The sequence below is a fragment of the Trinickia camelliae genome, from assembly GCF_053525655.1.
In genome coordinates, this window is the sequence record NZ_JBCHAA010000005.1 from 163098 (window position 1) to 185142 (window position 22045).

21 protein-coding genes and 2 tRNA genes are annotated in these 22045 nt (G+C 60.5%); 17 read left to right on the top strand and 6 right to left on the bottom strand.

Translation table 11 applies throughout. The features are described from left to right. Positions 1 to 11 precede the first annotated feature (11 nt). From AAHK20_RS10985 to AAHK20_RS11045, 13 genes are all read left to right on the top strand, one after another. The gene (locus AAHK20_RS10985) at positions 12 to 2246 is read left to right on the top strand and encodes a RelA/SpoT family protein (RefSeq protein WP_449181478.1); all 2235 of its coding nucleotides are present in this window, start codon (positions 12 to 14) and stop codon (positions 2244 to 2246) included. 142 nt (positions 2247 to 2388) lie between these two features. Beyond that, a tRNA-Val gene (locus AAHK20_RS10990) sits at positions 2389 to 2465 on the top strand. Between the two features lie 324 nt (positions 2466 to 2789). Further along, entirely contained in the window at positions 2790 to 4697 is a 1908-nt protein-coding gene (gene thrS / locus AAHK20_RS10995; RefSeq protein ID WP_449181479.1) for a threonine--tRNA ligase, read from the top strand. 49 nt (positions 4698 to 4746) lie between these two features. After that, positions 4747 to 5271 (top strand): translation initiation factor IF-3, encoded by a 525-nt coding sequence (gene infC / locus AAHK20_RS11000; protein WP_449181647.1) that lies wholly within the window; start codon positions 4747 to 4749, stop codon positions 5269 to 5271. 221 nt (positions 5272 to 5492) lie between these two features. Next, a complete protein-coding gene (gene rpmI / locus AAHK20_RS11005) occupies positions 5493 to 5690 on the top strand; it encodes a 50S ribosomal protein L35 (protein WP_004191477.1) in 198 nt (65 codons plus the stop codon). A gap of 29 nt (positions 5691 to 5719) precedes the next feature. Continuing rightward, positions 5720 to 6079, top strand: a complete 360-nt coding sequence (gene rplT / locus AAHK20_RS11010) for a 50S ribosomal protein L20 (protein ID WP_004192938.1) — start codon at positions 5720 to 5722, stop codon at positions 6077 to 6079. A gap of 187 nt (positions 6080 to 6266) precedes the next feature. Then, positions 6267 to 7280, top strand: coding sequence for a phenylalanine--tRNA ligase subunit alpha (gene pheS, locus AAHK20_RS11015; protein WP_449181480.1), 1014 nt, complete (start codon positions 6267 to 6269; stop codon positions 7278 to 7280). Between the two features lie 115 nt (positions 7281 to 7395). After that, entirely contained in the window at positions 7396 to 9828 is a 2433-nt protein-coding gene (gene pheT / locus AAHK20_RS11020; protein WP_449181481.1) for a phenylalanine--tRNA ligase subunit beta, read from the top strand. 66 nt (positions 9829 to 9894) lie between these two features. Further along, positions 9895 to 10305 (top strand): integration host factor subunit alpha, encoded by a 411-nt coding sequence (locus AAHK20_RS11025; protein WP_137332871.1) that lies wholly within the window; start codon positions 9895 to 9897, stop codon positions 10303 to 10305. 48 nt (positions 10306 to 10353) lie between these two features. After that, positions 10354 to 10779, top strand: coding sequence for a MerR family transcriptional regulator (locus tag AAHK20_RS11030; RefSeq protein WP_449181482.1), 426 nt, complete (start codon positions 10354 to 10356; stop codon positions 10777 to 10779). Between the two features lie 53 nt (positions 10780 to 10832). After that, positions 10833 to 10909 (top strand) — tRNA-Pro (locus AAHK20_RS11035). 1046 nt (positions 10910 to 11955) lie between these two features. Beyond that, entirely contained in the window at positions 11956 to 12321 is a 366-nt protein-coding gene (locus tag AAHK20_RS11040) for a hypothetical protein (protein ID WP_449181483.1), read from the top strand. 12 nt (positions 12322 to 12333) lie between these two features. Next, on the top strand, positions 12334 to 13980 hold the full coding sequence (locus AAHK20_RS11045) for a DUF2334 domain-containing protein (protein WP_449181484.1): 1647 nt from the start codon (positions 12334 to 12336) through the stop codon (positions 13978 to 13980). A gap of 87 nt (positions 13981 to 14067) precedes the next feature. Here the strand turns inward: AAHK20_RS11045 and AAHK20_RS11050 are convergent, their stop codons facing one another. Next, complete coding sequence (locus AAHK20_RS11050; RefSeq protein WP_449181485.1) at positions 14068 to 14448, bottom strand: hypothetical protein; 381 nt, start codon at positions 14446 to 14448, stop codon at positions 14068 to 14070. 60 nt (positions 14449 to 14508) lie between these two features. Here AAHK20_RS11050 and AAHK20_RS11055 point away from each other — a divergent pair, with 60 nt between their 5' ends. Next, positions 14509 to 15012: a hypothetical protein gene (locus tag AAHK20_RS11055; RefSeq protein ID WP_449181486.1), complete on the top strand. Its 504-nt coding sequence runs from the start codon at positions 14509 to 14511 to the stop codon at positions 15010 to 15012. A 48-nt stretch (positions 15013 to 15060) separates the two neighbouring features. On the opposite strand, the gene AAHK20_RS11060 is transcribed toward AAHK20_RS11055, so the two are convergent. Continuing rightward, positions 15061 to 15648 (bottom strand): BPSL1445 family SYLF domain-containing lipoprotein, encoded by a 588-nt coding sequence (locus tag AAHK20_RS11060; protein WP_449181487.1) that lies wholly within the window; start codon positions 15646 to 15648, stop codon positions 15061 to 15063. Positions 15649 to 15949: 301 nt separating this feature from the next. Continuing rightward, the gene (locus tag AAHK20_RS11065) at positions 15950 to 16270 is read right to left on the bottom strand and encodes a hypothetical protein (protein WP_449181488.1); all 321 of its coding nucleotides are present in this window, start codon (positions 16268 to 16270) and stop codon (positions 15950 to 15952) included. A 272-nt stretch (positions 16271 to 16542) separates the two neighbouring features. Between AAHK20_RS11065 and AAHK20_RS11070 the strand changes: the two genes are divergently transcribed. Next, positions 16543 to 18990, top strand: coding sequence for a sensor domain-containing protein (locus AAHK20_RS11070; protein WP_449181648.1), 2448 nt, complete (start codon positions 16543 to 16545; stop codon positions 18988 to 18990). A 69-nt stretch (positions 18991 to 19059) separates the two neighbouring features. On the opposite strand, the gene AAHK20_RS11075 is transcribed toward AAHK20_RS11070, so the two are convergent. Both AAHK20_RS11075 and AAHK20_RS11080 read right to left on the bottom strand, forming a co-directional pair. Further along, positions 19060 to 19344 (bottom strand): hypothetical protein, encoded by a 285-nt coding sequence (locus AAHK20_RS11075; protein WP_449181489.1) that lies wholly within the window; start codon positions 19342 to 19344, stop codon positions 19060 to 19062. Between the two features lie 235 nt (positions 19345 to 19579). Further along, entirely contained in the window at positions 19580 to 19738 is a 159-nt protein-coding gene (locus tag AAHK20_RS11080) for a DUF3309 family protein (RefSeq protein ID WP_449181490.1), read from the bottom strand. A 158-nt stretch (positions 19739 to 19896) separates the two neighbouring features. On the opposite strand from AAHK20_RS11080, the gene AAHK20_RS11085 reads away from it, so the two are divergent. Next, positions 19897 to 20100 carry a CsbD family protein gene (locus AAHK20_RS11085; RefSeq protein ID WP_449181491.1) on the top strand — a complete coding sequence of 68 codons (204 nt, stop codon included), beginning with the start codon at positions 19897 to 19899 and terminating at the stop codon, positions 20098 to 20100. A gap of 79 nt (positions 20101 to 20179) precedes the next feature. Here the strand turns inward: AAHK20_RS11085 and AAHK20_RS11090 are convergent, their stop codons facing one another. Further along, entirely contained in the window at positions 20180 to 21499 is a 1320-nt protein-coding gene (locus AAHK20_RS11090; RefSeq protein WP_449181492.1) for a cation:proton antiporter, read from the bottom strand. Positions 21500 to 21869: 370 nt separating this feature from the next. On the opposite strand from AAHK20_RS11090, the gene AAHK20_RS11095 reads away from it, so the two are divergent. Continuing rightward, positions 21870 to 22031, top strand: a complete 162-nt coding sequence (locus AAHK20_RS11095) for a DUF1328 domain-containing protein (protein ID WP_449181493.1) — start codon at positions 21870 to 21872, stop codon at positions 22029 to 22031. The last annotated feature ends 14 nt before the right edge of the window (positions 22032 to 22045 follow it).

Sequence of the window (22045 nt, forward strand, 5' to 3'; positions counted from 1 at the left end):
AGTCCTCCACGATGAATGCCGACACTGTCACGACCGAAACGAATCCGACGCCGTCATTCGACGACGCGTTGACGTTCGTGCGCGAGCACGCCGGCGACGTGCGGCTTTCGACCGGGGAGTTGCTTGCGGATCATGCCGCGGGTACGGCGGCGATCATGCGCACGCTGAACGTCGATCCGCCTGCCGTGCTCGCGGCCGCGCTGTTCGTGCTGACGCCGCATCTCGACGATCCCGAGCACGTGATCGCCGAGCGCTTCGGCGAGGAGGTGGCGCAGCTCGTCGGCGATGTGAGGAAGCTGCTGCGCCTCGGCACCGTCAGCCTGCGCGCGGCGCAAAGCGCGGCGCCGGATGCCGGGCGCGATGCACAGGCCGCGCGCCGTGCGCAGATCGAGGCGCTGCGCAAGATGCTGCTCGCGTTCGCGCAGGACATCCGGGTCGTGCTGATCCGCCTCGCGTCGCGCTTGCAGACACTGCGCTACTACGCGGCGGCGAAGCGGTCGCCGGGGCCTGACGTCGCGCGCGAAACGCTCGAGATCTACGCGCCGCTCGCGAACCGGCTCGGCATTTGGCAGTTGAAGTGGGAACTCGAGGATCTCGCGTTTCGCTTCGAAGATCCCGATACGTACAAGCGCATCGCGAAGCTGCTCGATGAAAAGCGCGTGGAGCGCGAGACCTATGTCGATAGCGCGATCGAGCGCCTGCAGCAAGAACTGGCTGCCGCGAACATTCGCGCCGACGTCAGCGGGCGGCCGAAGCATATCTACAGCATCTGGCGCAAGATGCGCGGCAAGGAGCTCGATTTCGCCGAGCTCTACGACGTGCGCGCATTTCGCGTGATCGTGCCGGACATCAAGGATTGCTACACCGTGCTCGGCATTGTCCACAACTTGTGGCAGCCGATCCCGAAGGAATTCGACGATTACATTTCGCGTCCCAAGCCGAACGGCTATAAGTCGCTGCATACCGTGGTGATCGGCGATGATGGACGTGCGTTCGAAGTGCAGATTCGCACGCAGGAGATGCATCAGTTCGCGGAATATGGCGTTGCCGCGCACTGGCGCTACAAGGAAGCAGGAGCGCGTGGTTATGGCGGCCAGGTCACCGCGAGCGAAAAATATGACGAGAAGATCGCGTGGCTGCGTCAGTTGCTTGCGTGGAAAGATGACGTCGCCGAGGGCGAGCAGGGTGCAAGCAAACCATGGGAGCAGTTGCGTCAGGCAACGCTCGATGACGATCATATCTACGTGCTCACGCCGCAGGCGCGCGTGATCGCGTTGCCGCAAGGCGCGACGCCGGTCGATTTCGCGTATCACCTGCATAGCGAGCTAGGTCACCGTTGCCGCGGTGCGCGCGTCGAGGGCGCGATGGTGCCGCTCAACACGCCGCTGCAAAACGGTCAGACGGTCGAGATCGTCGCCGTGAAAGAGGGCGGGCCTTCGCGCGACTGGCTCAATCCGCAGCTCGGATACCTGCAAAGCCACCGCGCGCGACAGAAGGTGCGAGCGTGGTTCAACGCGATTGAGTTGCAAGAGAACATCGCTGCCGGACGCGCGTTGGTCGAAAAGACGCTGCAGCGCGAAGGCCGGACGTCGGTCAATCTCGATCAGCTTGCCGCGAAGCTCGGCTTCAAGGCGCCCGACGATCTGTTCAACGTCGTCGGCAAGGAAGAGTTCAGTCTGCGCAACGTCGAGCAGGCGCTCTCAGACGCTCCGCCGCCCGAGCCCGAGGTCGAGGCACCCGAACAGTTCGAGAAGCGCAGCAGCGGGGCGAGCGTTGCGCACGGTGCGTCGGCGGGCGTGCTCGTCGTCGGCGTCGATGCGCTCTTGACTCAGCTCGCGCGCTGCTGCCGGCCCGCACCGCCCGATGCGATCAGCGGTTTCGTCACGCGCGGCAAAGGCATGTCGATACATCGCAGTGATTGCGCGACGTTTCAGCGGATGGCCGCACGCGCGCCCGAGCGCGTATTGGAGACGGCGTGGTCCGCCGATGTGCTTGGCGGGCGCGGCTCGTCCGTCTACCCGATCGATCTCTCGATCGAAGCGGTGGATCGCCAAGGACTCTTGCGTGATATCTCCGAAGTCTTCGCTCGCGAGAAGATGAATGTGATCGGCGTGAAGACGATGAGCCGTCGCAACGCGGCGTTCATGCAGTTCACTGTCGAAGTGTCGAATGCGGCGCAAGTGCAGCGTGCGTGCACACTGCTTGGCGAGGTGAGCGGCGTGATGCGTGCGTCGCGCAAGTCGTGAGTGAGCGTGATCGCGATTGGCGCGACGTCGCAGAAACGATCATCGACTCAAGCATCGAACTGCACGCGCTATCTTTTTTTAATGTCGATGCATAAAAGTGCTTGCCAAGTATCGATAGGCTCCATATAATTTCAGCTTCTTCAGGCTCGTAGCTCAGCTGGTTAGAGCACCACCTTGACATGGTGGGGGTCGTTGGTTCGAGTCCAATCGAGCCTACCAACGAAATCGAAACTCTGGTTCACCAGGGTTTCAAAGAAACGCAGAAAGCGCCTCGGCGCAAAAGGCGAATACGGTTATGACACCGCGAACGTTTACCGAAGTCACTTCGGAGCGACGCTAGTCGAGGACCTCTTTCGCCCTGTAGCTTGCTGAAAAGTGAATGCGGCCCCTCGAAAGCGGGGCCGCATTTTTTTTCGCCGCTTTTTGGTCGCCCTTATTGGTCGTCTATTCGCTGTGAGTCCGCCGGTTGCTGACTGATAGCGATGTTTTGTTGCCAACACGTTGTTTCATGCACCGCCTTGTGCGGGCATTTCGGAGAACACAATGGTTTCGATACGTCTGCCTGACGGTTCGGTTCGACAGTACGATCATCCGGTGACGGTTGCCGAAGTCGCGGCCTCGATCGGCCCCGGTCTCGCGAAGGCCGCGCTCGGCGGCAAGCTCGACGGCGAGCTGGTCGATACGTCGACGCTGATCGATCGCGATGCAGCGCTTGCGATCGTCACCGAAAAAGATGCGGACGGTCTCGACATCATTCGCCATTCCACGGCGCACTTGCTCGCGTACGCGGTGAAGTCTCTCTATCCGGAAGCGCAAGTGACGATCGGTCCGGTGATCGACAATGGCTTCTACTACGACTTCTCTTATCAGCGTCCCTTCACGCCGGAAGATCTCGAGAAGATCGAAAAGCGCATGCAGGAACTCGCGAAGAAAGACGAGCCGGTGTCGCGCCGCGTCGTGTCGCGCGATGAAGCCGTCGACTATTTCAAGAGCATCGGCGAGAAGTACAAGGCCGAGATCATCGAATCGATTCCTGCTAGCGACGATATCAAGCTTTACGCCCATGGCGGCTTCACCGATTTGTGCCGTGGCCCGCACGTGCCGTCCACTGGCAAGCTGAAGGTCTTCAAGCTGATGAAGGTTGCGGGCGCGTACTGGCGCGGCGACTCGAAGAACGAGCAGTTGCAGCGCATCTATGGCACGGCCTGGACGAAGAAAGAAGATCAGGACGCGTACCTGCACATGCTCGAAGAGGCGGAAAAGCGCGACCACCGCAAGCTCGGCAAGCAACTCGATCTCTTCCATATGCAGGACGAATCGCCGGGCATGGTGTTCTGGCATCCGAAGGGCTGGTCGCTGTGGCAGCAGGTCGAACAGTACATGCGGCGACGCGTGAACAACGACGGCTACCTCGAGATCAAGACGCCGATGATCATGGACCGTTCGCTGTGGGAAGCGTCCGGTCACTGGCAGAACTATCGTGAAAACATGTTCACGACGGAATCGGAAAAGCGCGACTACGCGATCAAGCCGATGAACTGCCCGGGACACGTGCAAGTCTTCAAGCATGGCCTGCGTTCGTATCGCGATCTGCCGCTGCGCTACGCCGAGTTCGGCTCATGCCATCGGAACGAAGCGTCGGGCGCGTTGCACGGTTTGATGCGAGTGCGCGGGTTCGTGCAGGACGATGCTCACATCTTCTGCACTGAAGAACAGTTCATCGCCGAATCGATCCAGTTCAATACGCTCGCGATGAGCGTCTACAAGGACTTCGGCTTCGACAAGATCGACATCAAGCTGTCGCTGCGTCCCGAGCAGCGCGCGGGTACCGATGAGATCTGGGATCGTGCCGAGCAGGGTCTGCGCGACGCGCTGACCGCCTGCGGCCTGCAGTGGGAAGAACTCGAGGGCGAGGGCGCGTTCTACGGCCCGAAAATCGAGTACCACATCAAGGATGCACTCGGTCGTTCGTGGCAGTGCGGCACGCTCCAGCTCGACATGGTGCTGCCGGAGCGTCTCGGCGCCGAGTACGTGGCGGAGGACAACAGCCGTCGCCGGCCGGTGATGCTGCACCGGGCAATCGTCGGATCAATGGAGCGTTTCCTCGGAATTCTGATCGAGCACCACGCCGGGGCAATGCCAGCATGGCTCGCGCCGGTGCAGGTCGTCGTGATGAATATTGCGGAAAGTCAGGCCGAATATGCGCAAAATCTGACCCAATCGTTGCAAAAACAAGGGGTTAGAGTTGAGGTCGATTTGCGCAACGAGAAAATTAGCTATAAAATACGCGAGCACACGCTGGAAAAAGTGCCGTATCTGCTTGTGGTCGGCGACAAAGAGCGTGATGCACAAACGGTAGCCGTGCGTGCCCGTGGCGGTGTGGATCTGGGCGTCATGCCGATCAGCACCTTCGTTGAACGCCTGCGTGAAGACGTAGAGGCGTTCAAGTAAGCCATCTGGCAGCGCGGCTCGTTTTTTTAATTTTTAGAGGAAACGTAACATCGCTACTGATAAGTCGTCGCATCGCATCAACGGTGAAATCACTGCACCTGAGGTGCGTCTGGTCGGAGTCGAGAACGAACCGCTCGGCATCGTGAAATTGGCCGATGCTTTCCGTTTGTCGGAACAGCAGGACGTGGATCTGGTTGAAATCGCCCCGCAGGCGGTGCCGCCCGTTTGCCGCTTGATGGATTACGGCAAGTTCAAATACCAGGAAGCGAAAAAGCAACACGAGGCAAAGCTCAAGCAGAAGGTCATCCAGGTCAAGGAAGTGAAGTTCCGCCCTGGCACGGATGACGGCGACTACAACGTCAAGCTGCGCAACCTCGTTCGCTTCCTCGAAGACGGCGACAAGACGAAAATCACGTTGCGTTTCCGTGGCCGTGAAATGGCTCACCAGGAAATCGGCATGCGCATGCTCGAGCGCCTGCGAACCGACCTCGATGAAGTCGGTCAGGTCGAGCAGATGCCGAAGATGGAAGGACGCCAGATGATCATGGTGCTGGCTCCGAAGAAGAAGAAGTGATTGGGCAGCGCGCCGTATGGTGCGCGCCATCGGTTGTACGGAATCGAGTAGTAACTGGCAGGTTTCGGTGAAGAGCCCGAATATCGGGCTCTTTTCCTGAAAAGGCGGCGGCCGGCACGATCGGCTTGCTGCACACAAGTGGACTGGGTTTCGAAGGGCGGGTCAGGGGCTTTCAGCCAACCGCACACCCATCGCCATCTAATAAACTGGAGTTGTTCGTCATGCCTAAGATGAAGACCAAGAAGAGCGCTGCAAAGCGCTTCGTGGTGCGTCCCGGCGGTACCGTCAAGCGCGGTCAAGCCTTCAAGCGCCACATTCTTACCAAGAAAACCACCAAGAACAAGCGTCACCTGCGCGGCGCCACGGCAGTTCATGATTCCGATCTGAACTCCGTCCGCGCGATGCTGCCGTTCGCCTAACCCTTAACCGATACTCATAGGAGCGAAACATGCCTCGAGTTAAACGTGGGGTTACCGCACGGGCCCGCCACAAGAAGATCATCAACCTTGCGAAGGGCTACCGCGGCCGTCGCAATAACGTCTACCGCATCGCCAAGCAGGCGGTCATGCGCGCTGGCCAATACGCCTACCGCGATCGCCGCAACAAGAAGCGTGTGTTCCGCGCACTGTGGATCACGCGTATCAACGCGGCGGTGCGTCAGCACGATATGACGTACAGCGTGTTCATCAACGGCCTGAAGAAGGCGTCGATCGAACTCGACCGCAAGGTGCTGGCTGATATGGCGGTGTTCGACAAGGCTGCTTTTGCTGCGATCGTGAAGCAGGTGAAAGCCGCCGTTGCAGCCTAATTGCGAAATTAGCACTGCGTGGTTCGTTGCAGCGAAGATCCGGTAGTTTCGGTGCCGCTGCAACAAAAACGGGGCTCCTCACCGAGCCCCTTTTTTGTTGGTACGAACGAATTCGCATGTGTTCGCCGCTCGGGTCTGCGTACTCGAGTACGTGTCACTTTTCAATGACGTTGAAATGATGGGATCAATGGATCTGGACCAGATTGTCGCCGATGCGCAAAAAGCTTTCGAACATGCCGCCGATGTCACCACGCTCGAAAACGAAAAGGCGCGGTTTCTCGGCAAGTCGGGTGTATTGACCGAGCTGTTGAAGGGCCTTGGCAAGCTCGATCCCGACACGCGCAAGACCGAAGGTGCGCGCATCAACGTCGCGAAGCAGCAGGTCGAGGCTGCGCTGACGGCGCGCCGTCAAGCGCTCGCGGACGCGCTCTTGAATCAGCGCCTCGCCGCTGAGGCGATCGACGTGACGCTGCCCGGGCGCGGCGCCGGCGCAGGCAGCCTGCACCCGGTGATGCGCACGTGGGAGCGCGTCGAGCAGATCTTCCGTTCGATCGGCTTCGACGTGGCTGACGGCCCCGAGATCGAGACCGACTGGTACAACTTCACCGCGTTGAACAGCCCGGAAAACCATCCGGCGCGTTCGATGCAGGACACTTTCTACATCGACGGCAAGGATGCCGACGGCCGCCAACTGCTGCTGCGCACGCACACGAGCCCGATGCAGGTGCGCTATGCGCGCATGAACAAGCCGCCGATCAAGGTGATCGTGCCGGGACGCACCTACCGCGTCGATAGCGACGCGACGCATTCGCCGATGTTCAACCAGGTGGAAGGGCTCTGGATTGAAGAGAACATCAGCTTCGCGGACCTGAAGGGCGTCTATAGCGACTTCCTCAAGAAATTCTTCGAGCGCGACGATATTCTCGTGCGCTTCCGTCCGTCGTACTTTCCGTTCACCGAGCCTTCCGCCGAAATCGACATGATGTTCGAAGAGGGCAAGAACGCTGGCAAGTGGCTCGAAATTTCGGGCTCCGGACAAGTCCATCCGAACGTGATTCGCAATATGGGCCTCGACCCGGAACGCTATATCGGGTTTGCGTTCGGCAGCGGTCTGGAGCGGCTCACGATGCTGCGTTACGGCGTGCAGGACCTGCGGCTCTTCTTCGAAAACGATCTGCGCTTCTTGCGCCAGTTTGCATAACGCGAGCCGAGCGCGGTGCGCGCGTCAGACGCGAAGCGCGCCGCGAGCTGTGTTCCGGCGGAGTGTCAAGCATTGAGCCGGACGTGGACATAACCCATTTCGAACGTAGACATCCATGCAATTCCCTGAATCCTGGCTGAGAACCTTTGTCGACCCGCAACTGACGACAGACGAACTGTCGCATGCGCTGACGATGGCGGGCCTCGAAGTCGAAGGTCTGCGGCCGGCTGCGCCGCCGACGTCGAAGATCGTCGTGGGCCGCGTGCTGGAAGTGGTCAAGCACCCCGATGCGGACAAGCTCAATGTGTGTCAGGTCGACGCCGGCACGGGCGCCACGCTGAACATCGTGTGCGGCGCGCCCAACGTGTCGCCTGGCATCAAGGTGCCGGTCGCGCTGGTCGGCGCGCAACTGCCGCCGGCCGAAGAGGGCGGTGCGCCGTTCGCGATCAAGCTGTCGAAGCTGCGCGGCGTGGAAAGCCAGGGCATGCTGTGCTCGGCGCGGGAATTGAAGCTGTCCGAAGATCATAGCGGCCTCTTGATCCTGCCGGAAGATACGCCGATCGGCCAAGACATCCGCGAGACGCTCAACCTCGACGACACCATCTTCGAAATCAAGCTGACGCCGAACAAGGCCGATTGCCTGTCGGTGTTCGGCGTGGCGCGCGAGACGTCGGCGATTACGGGGGCTGCGCTCAAGTCGCCCGAATTGAAGCCTGCCGAAGTTTCGCTCGACGAAGTCCTGCCCGTGACGATCGTCGCTCCGGATCTGTGCGGCCGCTTCTCCGGCCGCGTGATCCGCGGCGTCAATGCGCGCGCGAAGACGCCGCAGTGGATGGTCGAGCGCCTCGAGCGCTCGGGCCAGCGCAGCATTTCGGCGCTCGTCGATATTTCGAACTACGTGATGCTCGAGCTGGGCCGTCCGTCGCACGTGTTCGATCTCGACAAGATCCACGGCTCGATGGAAGTGCGCTGGGGCCGTCGCGGCGAGTCGCTGAAGCTTCTGAACGGCAACACGGTCGAGCTGGACGAGACGGTTGGCGTGATCTCGGACGATCGCCACGTCGAGAGCCTCGCGGGCATCATGGGCGGCGACAGCACGGCCGTCTCGCTCGACACGACCAATATGTATCTGGAAGCGGCGTTCTGGTGGCCGGACAGCATCCGCGGCCGCGCGCGCAAGTACAACTTTTCGACCGATGCCGCCCATCGCTTCGAGCGTGGCGTCGACTACTCGACGACCGTCGAGCATATTGAGCGCATCACGCAGCTGATTCTCGACATCTGTGGCGGCAAGGCTGGCCCGGTCGACGATCAGACCGTCAACGTGCCGCAGCGTGCGCCGGTGAAGATGCGTGTCTCACGTGCGAACCGCATCATCGGCGTGCAGATCGGCGCCGACGAGATCGCGCAGATTTTCACGCGTCTTGGCCTTCAGTTCGAGCGCGATGGCGATACCTTCGCCGTGACGCCGCCGCCGTATCGTTTCGATATCGAAATCGAAGAAGACTTGATCGAAGAGGTCGCGCGCATCTACGGCTTCGAGAAGATTCCAGCGCGTCCTCCGGTGGCCGCGAGCGAGATGCGTGCGACCAACGAAACGCAGCGCTCGATCCACACGATCCGTCATGAACTCGCCGCGCGCGACTATGCGGAGACGGTGAACTTCAGCTTCGTCGATGCCGAGTGGGAGCAGGACTTCGCGGGCAACGACAATCCTGTGCGCCTGTTGAACCCGATCGCGAGCCAGCTTTCGGTGATGCGCACGACGCTGTTCGGCAGTCTCATCAACGTGCTGCGCCACAACCTGAACCGGCGCGCGGAGCGCATTCGCGTGTTCGAAGCGGGGCGCGTATTTCTGCACGATCCATCGCTGAAAGCGGGCGAGCTGGCTGTCGAGGGCTATGCTCAGCCGAAGCGCTTCGGTGCGCTCGCCTATGGTCCGGTGGTCGAGGAGCAATGGGGTGAGAGCTCGCGCGCGGTCGATTTCTTCGACGTGAAGGGCGATATCGAGGCGCTGCTCGCGCCGCGCGTCGCACGTTTCGTCAAGGCCGAACATCCGGCGCTGCATCCAGGACGCAGCGCGCGCATCGAGCTCGATGGCCGCGCGGTGGGTTGGGTCGGCGAATTGCATCCGCGTTGGATGCAGAAATACGACCTGCCCAATGCGCCGATCCTGTTCGAGATCGACGCCGATGCGCTGATCGCGCGTTCGCTGCCGACGCCTGGCGAGGTATCGAAATTCCCGCCGGTGCGGCGCGATATCGCAGTCGTCGTCGATCAGAAGATCGAGGTTCAGGCACTGCTCGACGAGATGCAAAACGCGCTTTCCGAGGATGCTTGCAAGTCTGTCCAGAGGGTTGCGCTTTTCGATGAATTTCGTGCAAAATCAAATACTTCTGGTGGGCTTGGGGCCCATGAGAAAAGCCTTGCGTTCCGGGTAACCTTGCAAGATACTGCGGGTACTCTTCAGGACGAAACGGTCGATCTGGCCGTCAAAACCCTGGTGGATCGCTTGGCTCGAGTCTATGGCGCCCGGTTGCGTGGATAAGCGCGGACGACTTCTTAAGGTTGCTCCTGCATTGTCCGGTATTCGTGTAACGCGCCATCAATTGATATGAACGAAATGAACTCGAGTGATTTCGAAGCCCTTCTTACGGCGCAGCGTAGCGCCATGATTCGCGACATTCCGACATCACCCGCCGGCGCTTCGGCTGAAGCGCCGACGCTCACCAAAGCCGAGCTGGCCGAGTTGCTGTTCGACAATGTCGGGCTCAACAAGCGTGAAGCGAAGGACATGGTCGAGGCGTTCTTCGAGGTGATTCGCGACGCGCTCGAAAGCGGCGACAGTGTGAAGCTGTCCGGTTTCGGCAACTTCCAGTTGCGCGACAAGCCGCAGCGTCCCGGACGTAACCCGAAGACCGGCGAGGCGATTCCGATCGCGGCGCGCCGCGTCGTCACGTTTCATGCAAGTCAAAAGTTGAAGGCGCTCGTCGAAAACGGCGCCGAAGAAAACTTCGCGCGCTGATACACACGGCGCGTTTCCGGCGCAACTCACCACGACGGTTAACTGACGATGACAACGACGGTCGAAAAAGTCGTCTTGCCTCCGATTCCGGCGAAGCGCTACTTCACCATCGGTGAAGTCAGTGAACTGTGCGGCGTCAAGCCGCATGTGTTGAGGTACTGGGAGCAGGAGTTCACGCAGTTGCGTCCGGTGAAGCGGCGGGGCAATCGTCGCTATTACCAGCATCATGAAGTGCTGCTGATTCGGCGGATTCGCGAGCTGCTGTATGAGCAGGGGTTCACGATCAACGGCGCGCGCAATCGTCTCGATTCGCATGGAGCTGTGATCGATGAGCCTGCTGCGGCGCCTGCACCGAGCGAGGAGCCGGTTGCCGCGACTGGTGCAGTGCCTTCGTCGACGTCTTCAAGCAAAGAGGTCAACGTCGAGCAGTTGCGCAAGGACCTGCTGAATGTGATCGATCTGTTGCGTCGCTAGTTGTGAGGCAGTGGTTCTAATCGGTGGAAGTGTCTGTTATACTTTCATGCTTTCGGGGCGTAGCGCAGCCTGGTAGCGTACCTGCATGGGGTGCAGGTGGTCGGAGGTTCAAATCCTCTCGCCCCGACCAGAATAAAGCCCGCATAATCAATAGGTTATGCGGGCTTTCTCTTTTGGCGGCTGTGGCGCCTATTAGACAGATATTGGACGACAGTCCAAAAATCGCGGAGCCAGGAGCGCTAGCCTGCCGTTCGAGACCGACACCTCGCGCGACTTGATGTTGCCGTGTGTCGTAGTCGCGTCGGTCTTCGGTTCTCCCTTCGCGTCGCGCAAGAGACGTACGCCTGCCCAGACACCACCACTCGCTCGTGCGCAGTGCGCTAACAGAGCAGAAGTCGGCTTACACCGCACTCGAAAAGCATTACGGCGTAGACCAGCACACGGTCGCGAAGAATGCGTTGGTCAATGTTTGTAGTTGTCCAAAATAGGTGCTGTGGGCATACGCGATGCCGCGTCATTACCTTCCTGCCCCTGCGCCGCAGTCGCGGCAATTCCCGGTTCGCTGTTCACCCGTCGTGTCGACCAGGTCGCCGTTTCGAGGCGACCGCGTTCGAAGCCAACGTCGCGCGCGGCATCTTCACGCACTACAAGCGCGAGGAGGGCGCGACGATAGTGACTGCACCGTGCATGTGCATCGGGCTCGTTTCGGACGCTCGTTCGAATTCGCATCCCCATTCAGCGGTTGATTTGTCTTTAAGCGGTACCGTAACAAGCCTCCGGAATGCAAGAAGTGGCTGCTGCATGTATTGCGCAACAGCTGTGTGAAAGCGCACTGATCGCCTAGGCACATGAAGCGCGATTTCTTGTAGGCGCTGTGTGCGCAAGCACCTATTTGACTCCCGAATCGAGGTGGGAAGATCTCCAAACAGCCATCGAGCCGCCCGGAACGCGTCGCGCTGAACGACGTCAATGAATTGATCGCGGCAGCCCTAAAAAGACACTAGAGAATGACGGAAATACGCGATTTCCTTAGCCTAAACTTTCGCGGGCGCTGGAGGAAATCACGGATGTGTTAGGTATCCGAAGAAATTGCTTAATAAATAAACACGGAATTGGAATTCTGGCCGGCTATCCATAGCTGGACAGGATGATTGAGCATCCCACAAAGGGGTAATCATGCGTCTTCGACACTTTTCCTCACGTCTGCGCCGTGCCGATTTTCTGCCCATCGTCCTTACCGCTGCCGCCATGCTGATCGGCAGCGTCGCGACGCACGATGCGCTAGCGCAATCCGCCAACGCAAACGTGAACGCCGGCGCCAATTCAAACGGAAACGGAAACGGAAACGGAAACGGAAACGGCAAGAAGCAAGACCCCACTAAGACGTTCAAGGTGCCTCCATTGCCGACTGGCTCGGCGCACGTGACGCTCAAAGCCGGCATGTCGGACAAGGAGTGGGGCAACGCCTATAAGGAAACGGGGCGGCCGCTCTTTGACCGCAACACGGTCAAGAAGGTAGGCGACACGGTCGAACGGGACTAGGGAGCAGCGGTCATGAAAAGAATCATCCTCATCCTCGCGCTGCTTGCGGGTTTCGCGCAAGTCACCGTGCCGAATACCGCGTACGCTCAAGCGACGACGGCAAGCACGCTGATCCTCTATGACAATCCGGCCAATGATCCGTACTCGAAGCTTGGTCTGATGTACGCCATCATGCTTAGGAACTTGCTCGGGCACTTCAACGCAACCGTTCAAATCATGCCGGTGCAGAACTACACATCCGGCATGGTCAACAGCAATACGGTCACGTTCTACATTGGCGACTACTACAACAATCCGCTCCCGGCTGCGTTCATGAACGACGTGATGACGACCCAGAACACGGTGGTCTGGTTCAAGTACAACTTGTGGCAGATCGCGTGGAATAGCGCATACAACTTCAATCAAACCTTCGGCTTTAGTTTCTCGGGGCTGGCGGGTCTGAATGCGACACCTTCGTCAAGCAACCCGAATCCGGGGTTCTACGACACGATTACCTATAAGAACATGTCGATGGTGAAGTACTACTTGTATGACGCCACGACAGGCGCCGTCAACGCCGATCCGGACGTGGGACTGACGCAGGTGGTCAATGCTTCCCAAGCGCAGTCGCTGGTGACAATGACCAACAGCCAGACGGGGGCGACCGCGCCTTACGTCATGCGCTCGGGCAATTTCTGGTACTTCGCGGACATTCCGTTCACGTACATCGGACCGACGGACCGCTATTTGGTGATCTGCGACATGCTGCACGACATTCTCCAGACGAACGCGGCGACCAACCATCGCGCGCTGGTGCGGTTCGAAGACCTCGACGCCTACACGACGACCTCTTCGATGAATTCGCTGGTGAACTATATGTCTGGCAAGAAGATCCCGTTCACGATGGCGACGATTCCGGTCTATACGGATCCGAATGGCTATTACAACGGCGGCGTTCCCGAAACCATTCACCTTGCGCAAGCGACCGGTCTGAAGTCGATTCTGACAAACGCCGTCGCAAAGGGCGGGACGATAGTCGCGCACGGCGAAACGCACCAATACGATTCGACGCCGAATCTCCAGAACGCCGTCAGCGGCAACGACTACGAGTTCTGGTACGCCGTGCAGAATCGCCCAGTGGACGAAGACTCGGAGCAGTGGGCAGAAGGCAGAATGACAGAGGCAATCTCCGAATTCACGACGAACGGATATAAGGTCGCGGGTTGGGCGGCGCCGCAGTATCAAATGTCGGCTAACGCTTCGATGGCTGCGGCGACGGTGTTCCCGACGGCGACGTTCCAGAGGGCGGTCTACTACACGGCCACGGACCCGCAGATCGGTACGGGTGCAGCAAATCAGGACTTTTCGGCAGGTCAGTTCTTCCCGTACATCATCAACAAGGATTACTACGGCGAGCGGATCATTCCGGAAAACCTCGGCTGCATTCAATACAACATTTGCAGCGTCGATCCATATTCGTGTGTGACCTATACGTGGCAGCAGTTGGTGACGAACGCGCAATACGGTCTGGTAGTACGCGATGGCTTCGCATCATTCTTCTTCCATCCGTACTGGCTCGAGCCTAGTTTGAACTTGCCCGCGCTCAGCGACTTCGAGAGTCTCATAACGGGCATCACCAACCTTGGCTACACCTGGGTGGACGGCACCACGGCCCAGTAAGGCCGCAGGCGCTGTCGATCAAAGCGGCTCGCGCGAGTTACGCGCGGGCCGCTCCTGAAGGTGGAAGGTGGTGTCGGCCTGACATGGTCACACTCCGGCCGCCGCCGCTTCAGGCGCAGCGAGCGCGACCAATTCAGACAACATACCGGTCAAAAAAACACGCACGCCGACCCGCGGCAGCATCACCTGACGCCGCCCGCGAGCGCGGTGAAGCCGAAATAATTCAATCCCCGCGTAGTCCCGCTCATTTTTCACGCAGCCGCACGGGAACCGATTTCGCGGCCGGCACGAGGCGCACGCCCTCGCCGGGAACACCTCTTGCACGTCTTTGCGAATCGGCGAGCGTTCGAGCGGCTGGCTCGGCCGCCTGACACTGATCTCGACCGAAGACGCGTTGTTCGGCGACTTGATCTTCTCGAACCTCCATCTGGCCATCCAGAACCCGCAGCACGGGCCGTCGGAGGGCATGCCGAAGCGACTTCGCGATCACGCCGTACGTAATCCAATGACTTTCGATTGGGAGAATGCATGTCTGTGGAAGAAAAGACCTTGCCAAGCTCGACGCGCGGCGAAGCGCAGCAGGGCGAGCAAGCCGGCGCCAAGCCGTCCGGTTCGACGCTGCGCGTCACTGTCCGTCATCCGCTCGGTGCGCCGGCGCTGCTGATGGGCATTCTGGCTGCGCCGCTCGCGTGGTTCGCACAACTCGGCATCATCGAGGCGCTCGCGGCGCAAAGCTGCTTCGCTTTCGACCAGCCGCAGCCCCAGCCGTTGCTGCATGGCGCGCTGTCGGCGATCGCGGCGGTCAGCGCCGTGTGCTTGTGCATCGGCCTGTGCGGGGCCACGTTCGCCTGGCGCAACTGGCGCGTCGCGGCGTCGGCGGTGCGCGAAGCGTCCGCGCGTTCGGACCACGCGCTCTTGCGTCGCGTGGCATTCATCACGCGGGTGAGCCTGCTGTCGACCCTGCTGTTCCTGGCCGGCCTGGTGGCGACCGATGTCGCCGGGATGATCGCGTCGCCGTGCGGCCGATGGTGAACCCCTGGCGCGAATGCGGTACCCGCTTCGCACCCGGTAGCCGCGCGCTCAGATATCGAGCCGCGAGATCTTGGCGCCTTCGAGCGACACGCCAGCCATTAGGCCGGCATTGGTCAGCACGAATGCCTGAACAGGGGCGGTGGCCGTTCTCGTGTCGATATCGCCGTTCGCGCCCACCTTAACGAGCGCCACAGTTGCATCGCCGCCGACCGACCAGCCTTGGCTATTGCGGAATCGGTTCAGCGCGTCGTCGGTCATGAAGAGGAAGATCACCCCCTTCGACTGCGCGCCGATCTGCAGACCGAATGAGCCGGCAGCCGTGCTGTAGTAGCCCGCCGTTTGCCCGCCGACGCGAAGCGCGCCTTGACCGTATTGTCCGCCGATCCAGAAGCCGGCTTGCACGACGGACGGAAACACCAACACGCCGCGCGCTTTGGCGACGAGTTCATGCGAGCCGTGTACGTTCGAATAGAGACGCGACAGCGTTTCATCGATGCTCGAATTGATTGCACTGCGCTTGTCAGCGTTACTGGCTGCTGTCGTGGAGTCCGAAGGCGTCGTCGTGCAGCCGGTAAGCGTCAGACCGCCGGTGGCGAGGGCTGCACCGGTACTGAGTATGAAATGTCGTCTGTGCATAGCGTTCTCCTATCTATGTAACTCAATGTCATCCGGTGTGCGCCTCCCAAGGCGCATCGCCGCAGTCAAGCAGAGTTGTGAAGTCAATAATTGGCATGACTGAAGAACGATCAGCAGTTCGCGTGCCCGCCGACTCGCCTGGGCCTGATCGAGATTGATCGCCTGCAGTATTTGCAGATGAAACGAGCGGAATATCGCGTCAGCAGACGAACCAGCAGTGACTGAGAGTCCAGGGCAAGCAACGCGCGCTTTACACATTCCTGGTGAGCGCGGCTGAAGCTGACGCGACGCGAGAGGCCGTCTAGCGACGCTTCTGGCGGTAAATCTCGTGGCCGGCGTAGACGGACAGATACCCGCCGACTAGCACGGCTGCGACCGCCAGTGCCCCGTCCGATCGACTGGCATCCCACGGCGATACCGAATAAAACCAGAGGCCGATTCCGACGGCTAACAAGAGGGCGCCGAGAAGCACCCCCCAAATCGGACCGATTGTTTGCCGCGGCGGCAATTCGCGAGCTTTTTTCACCATGACTTCCTTTTTTCGTTCTGTTTGCCCTGTTTTCACTATAGGCAGCATTTCGCGCGCCCGCTTTACCCCGTCGCCAACGATCGAAAACTCCATCTTCGGACTGAATCGTTTGCCGGCCGATGGCTTGCAGACGCCAGTGCAACTCGCCCCATCAGGCGTAGAAAATTACCCTTGGCCGATCTTCAGAATGACCGTCCCGCGCCGTTATCCTTTCTGATGGCGGGCCGTGTTGCGCATGGGTGAGTTTGCCGTGCCGGCAACCGCGGCCTGGACGGCATGGTGCGGATACAGAGCTTTTTGACGGCATGGATAACCCCGAGATCGACAGCGACGACGAATACCAAGTGCCGGTCGGCGATTTGCCGATGCCTGTCATCCGATACGATGCGGGCGGCCAGCGGCGCTACCTGAACCGCGCTGCCTTGGCGATGATGAGCGCCGCATCCGCGGGCACCCCGGTATTGCTTACCGAAGCGGAATTCATGCCGCCGGAGATGCACGAGCTTTACGTCGACGCGATTCGCGAAGTGGCCGCCACCGGCGTGGCGCGCGAGCTGGAAGTCGCATTCGACCGCGTCAGCGCGGAGCGCCAGCATTACTTCGTACAATTCGTGCCCGATCCCGTTCGAGACGGCGATCCCGGCGTACTGGCGATCTGTTTCGACATCACCCGGCGCAAACGTGCCGAGGCGAAACTTCTTGAGCGGGAGTCTTTCCTCGAATCTCTGCTCGACACGATTCCGATCCCGGTTTTCTCCAAGGACAGGCAAGGGCGTTATCTGCACCTCAACCGGGCTTTCGAAGAATTCCTGGGCGTGCCCAAGCAGCAATTCGTCGGCAAGAGTGTCTTTGAAACCAGCCCGCCCGAATTGGCGAAGACCTACTTCGCCATGGACGAGGCGCTCTTCGAGAGCGAAGGGATTCAGCGGTACGAATTCAAGGTTCGAAACGCACAGAAAGCGGTGCGCGACGTGGAATTCAGCAAGGCCGTCTTTCACGACGGCGAGGGCCGCCAGGCTGGATTGATCGGCGCCATTCTGGACATCACCGAACGCAAGCGGGCGGAAGCCGATCAGCGAGAACAATACGAAAAGATTCTCGAGCTCAACAAACGCCTCGAAGAGAGGGCGCGCGAATTCAGAACCCTCGTCGAACACTCCCCAGATACGGTCGCCCGCTACGGAAGGGATTATCGGCGCATCTACGTCAATCCGACTTTCGCGTCGCTGGCCGATGGCGGCGCAGCGGCACTGCTCGGCAAGAGGCCGAGCGAATATCCAGGAGGCCCGAATACGGTCCTCTACGAGCAACAGCTCGAGGAGGTCTTCACCACGGCTGGCGATCGGGAATTCGAGTTGAAATGGGCGCCGATGAAGAACCGGCAGTACTGCCACCTGATCAGGCTGACTGCGGAGTTCGGGAAGGACGGTACGGTCGAGACGGTGCTCGCCGTGGGACGGGACATCACGGAGCTCCATGCGTCGAGAGAAAAGATCCATCGCATGGCGTATTTCGATGCGCTGACCGCGCTGCCGAATCGAGGCCTCTTCTACGAATGCTTGCGCCACGCCATCTTCGGCGGCTCGCAAGGCCGTTTGACGGCGGTCATGATGATCGATATGGACCGCTTCAAAGGCGTCAACGACACGATGGGCCATGCGGCCGGCGACGAGCTGTTGCGTGAAGCGGCGGCGCGCCTGAGCGCCTGCGTGCGGCCTGGCGACACGGTCGCGCGTTTCGGCGGCGACGAGTTCGCCATTCTGCTGCCCGAGATTCACGATCGCAGCGCGCTGGAGCAGATCTCCGCGACGATCATCGAGAAGCTCGACGAGCGTTTCCTGCTGAACGGGAAAGAAGTGTTCGTCTCGTGCAGCTTAGGCATTGCGCTGTACCCAATCGACAGTGTCGATCCCGAAGATCTGGTCCGATACGCCGATTCGGCGATGTACCTCGCGAAGCGTTCAGGCCGCCGCGGTTTTCGTTTTTACACGAAAGATCTCACCATCGAAGCGACCGCGCATTTGCAGCTCGAATCGGAGCTTCGTCGAGCGATCGATCAAGGCGAGCTCGAGCTGCGCTACCAGCCTCAAGTGTCGTTTCGCGGCGCGGAAGTGATCGGCTCCGAAGCGTTGTTGAGATGGAACCGTCCGGGCGTAGGTTACGTATCGCCCGCTCAGTTCGTGCCGGTTGCGGAGGAAACCGGCCTGATCGTCGACCTCGGCAGGTGGGTGCTTCGCGAGGCCTGCCGCGCGGCCGCTGAGTGGAACGCGGGCGGCGCCGTGCCGCACAAGGTGGCGATCAATCTGTCGGCCAGGCAGTTTCAGTCTCAAGACCTGGCGCGAATGGTCGAGGATATCCTCGACGAAACCGGTTGCCGCCCCGAATGGCTGGGGTTCGAGATCACCGAAAGCCTGCTGCTGGAGGAGGATGATTCGGTGCTCGGCACGCTTCACGCGTTCAAGGACATGGGGCTGTCGATCGCGATCGACGACTTTGGCACCGGCTACTCCGCGCTTAGCTACCTCGCTCGCTTTCCTATCGACACGCTCAAAATCGATCGCTCATTCGTGCAGCGGGTCACGACCGACCAGCGTCACGCGGAACTCGTCAAGGCGATCCTCTCCATCTCGCGCTGCCTTGGGCAGCAGGTGGTGGCCGAAGGCGTCGAGACGATGGAGCAGGCGGCCTTTCTGGAGGCGCATGGCTGCCAGGCCGCCCAAGGCTTCCTGTACAGCCGGCCATTGCGGAAACACCAGATTCCTGCGCTGCCACGGTTTCTCTTGCCGCAATTGTCGACTGAGACGGAATCCTGAGGTTTGCCGCTCATGATGTCGCGTGGGTTCACCCGCACGATTGCAGTCGAGTCAATTGCTCCTCCACGCTTAGAGATCTTGCGCGCGAGCCACCTTTTCCCATCCATGCCGTACCGCGGCCTTGAAGCGCTCCCAGGCACTGTCCGGATAGTGCGACTCCCAATGCTCGCGGGCGTGCGGCTCGACCTGCTGCCAGTCGCGCCCGCGGTATTTCACGTCCTGGCCGAGCGTTGCCCCGTGCGAATAGGCGCGCTGATAGTCGCCGTACGATGCGCCGCTGTTTGCGTAGTTCGTATCGAAGTCGCTGCGGAAGTCGTCTTCTATCGCTTCGCCGCTCGCCCGCGCCGGGAGCATAGACGCGCGGCCCGTGGGCAACGGGCGTTCTGACGGAGTTCGAGAAAACCGAAACCTCATTCGCTTCGAGCCCGGCTTCCGCTAGCGCGCGCTGTGCGGCGCATGCATCGGCGTAACTGTCGTAGATCCCTATTACGGTTTGCTTCACGGTTGCCTCCCGTTTCGTTGGTTACGGACCGTACGGGTCCATAGATATGACGCGCACTGTTGCTCATGATTTGCAATCCGAACGACGTCAGATCATGCCGAGAAGCAGCAGCACGATCACGACCACGAGGATGACCCCGAAGATGCCCGAAGGATAGTATCCCCACGCGCGGCTGTGCGGCCACGTCGGGATTGCTCCGACGAGCAGCAGGATCAATACGATCAGCAAGATGGTTCCAAGAGTCATCTGAACTCTCCGGTTAGATCCGTATGCTTGGGATTCACGCAAGCGTTGTGCCTCGCAGACAGTCGAATACGAGGCGCGACGGCGTGGCACTTTGCCTGCTTATGGGAATACGAGCCTCTGCGAGGCTTGTATCCGTAACTTTTCCTGAAGGAGGTGTTATGAACGACGATATCGCTGCAGGCAAGTGGAAACAGCTGATCGGCAAAGCTAAGTCCGCGTGGGGCGAACTGACGGATGATGAAATCACCAAGGCCGAAGGTCGCGCGGATAGGCTTACCGGATTAATCCAGGAGCGGTATGGAAAGACCCGTGAAGAGGCAGAACGCGAAGTCCGCCGCTTCTTCGATACGAACCGGGACTAGCCGCTATCGGAGGCGTGTGCAAAAGCTGAAACGGCGCACGCCTCCGATGCCGTAGACCGTAGGCCGCAACGGCCATGCCTCACCGGGCCGTACCGCGCCAGCGCCGATACCAGTTCATCAGCGGCGTCGACGAGATGCCGTGCACGACCACCGACGCCGTCACCGCCGCCAGCACGAGCGGCACCAGCGGCAGCACGTCGGCGCGCGGCCCGTATTCGAGCGCGTACGCGAGGTAGTAGAACGAGCCGATCCCGCGAATGCCGAACCAGCTCATCAAGCGCCGTTGTCCAGGCGATGCCTGCGATCCGACCAGCGAGGCCTCGACGGCGAGCGGCCGCACGATCACGAACAATGCGGCGATCAGCGCCGCGCTTGCCCACGTGAATAGCGGTACCGACAGCGTCGCGATGACGTTGCCGATCATCATCATCGTCGCCATCTCGGCGATTCTTTCGAGTTCGATCGTGAAGCCCAGCACCGATTCGGCCATGTACGCGTGCGCTTTATCCGGATGCGCGGCGGTCGCATCGACATCGCCAGGATCGACGGCGCCGATCGCCGCGTGCGCCGAACGTTCGCCGCTCGCGCGGTGCTCGACCCGGCGCATCGCGACGCCCGCTGCGAACACAGCAAGAAAGCCAAAGGTGTGAAGCAGTTGCGCCGCGCCGTACGAGAGCTCGATCAAGCCCAGCGCGAAGAATCCTTCGAGCCCAAGGGCCTGCGCATGATGCGTGCGCAGCCACGCCACCGCATGCGTGGTCGTCCAGCTCAGGAGCGCGCCTACGGCGATCGCGCCGGCGATGCCCCATGCTGTCATGGCCAGCCAACCGGCGGAGAGCAGATGCGATGCATCCGCTTGCGAGCCCGGACACAGCGCGAGTCCGGCCAGCACGAACGGCAGCGCGACGCCATCGTTCAGGCCGCCTTCGCCGGAGAGTGCGAAACGCATGCGGTCCAAGTCGCCCGAGTGATGCACTTGGACGTCGTGCGCGAGCACCGGGTCGGTTGGCGCGAGCATCGCGGCGAGCAGCAGAGCCGGTCCCCAGTCGAGATGCAAGAGGACGACGCCCGCCAGCGCCATGAGCGGCACCGTGACGATCATCGCGAGAAAGCCGAGCCGCAGCGGCAGGCTCCATAGCGAGTCGAACACCGGCACCCTGAGCCTCAAGCCGATGGCGAAGAGCGACACCAGCAGCGCGACTTGCGTGAGCACGCGCAGCATGGCGGCATCGCGAGGAAGAGAGAGCGCGAGCAGCCCGGCTCCCGCTGGGCCGAGCGCGAAACCGGCCGCCAGGTAGAACATCGCAGTGCTGCAAGGCAGCCGCTCGAACATCGAGGTGGCAATACCCATTGCCACGAAGATCCCGCCGACTACGAGAAACCAGCCTGTTTCGTGCATGCCGCCCGCGTCCGCGCTCCGTAAGAGGGTATTAGCGGGGAAGGGCGCAATGCGTATGCCAGCACTTTGGAATCCGGGCACGAAGAATGCCGAATGTGGCGGACTGTTCGGAGTGCAGGGGCTTGGAGACAAGTAGAAACTCATAGAAAAACATCGAAATCCTAAACGATGATCCTTGATGGGAGGCATGCGGACCGAACGGGTATGGCGTTTGCAAGGATGGGAATGAACACCGGCAGAGCGCAAAAGGGCACGCCTCAGCACCAATCCAAGCATTGAACGAAGCTGCGGCGAGCTCGACTAGCGGCAATGCGAAGCCGCCTTGCAACAACGTTTACCGCCCAATGGCGGGTTAAAGGGAGGAGGTGCCATGCTTCAATATGCGCTGATTTTCTTCGTCATCGCGATCATCGCAGCGGTCTTGGGCTTCGGCGGCATCGCAGCCGGCGCGGCGGCGATTGCGAAGATCCTGTTCTACATCTTTGTCGTGATTTTCCTGGTCACGCTGATCATGGGCATCGCCCGACGATGACGGCGTCGTTTTCG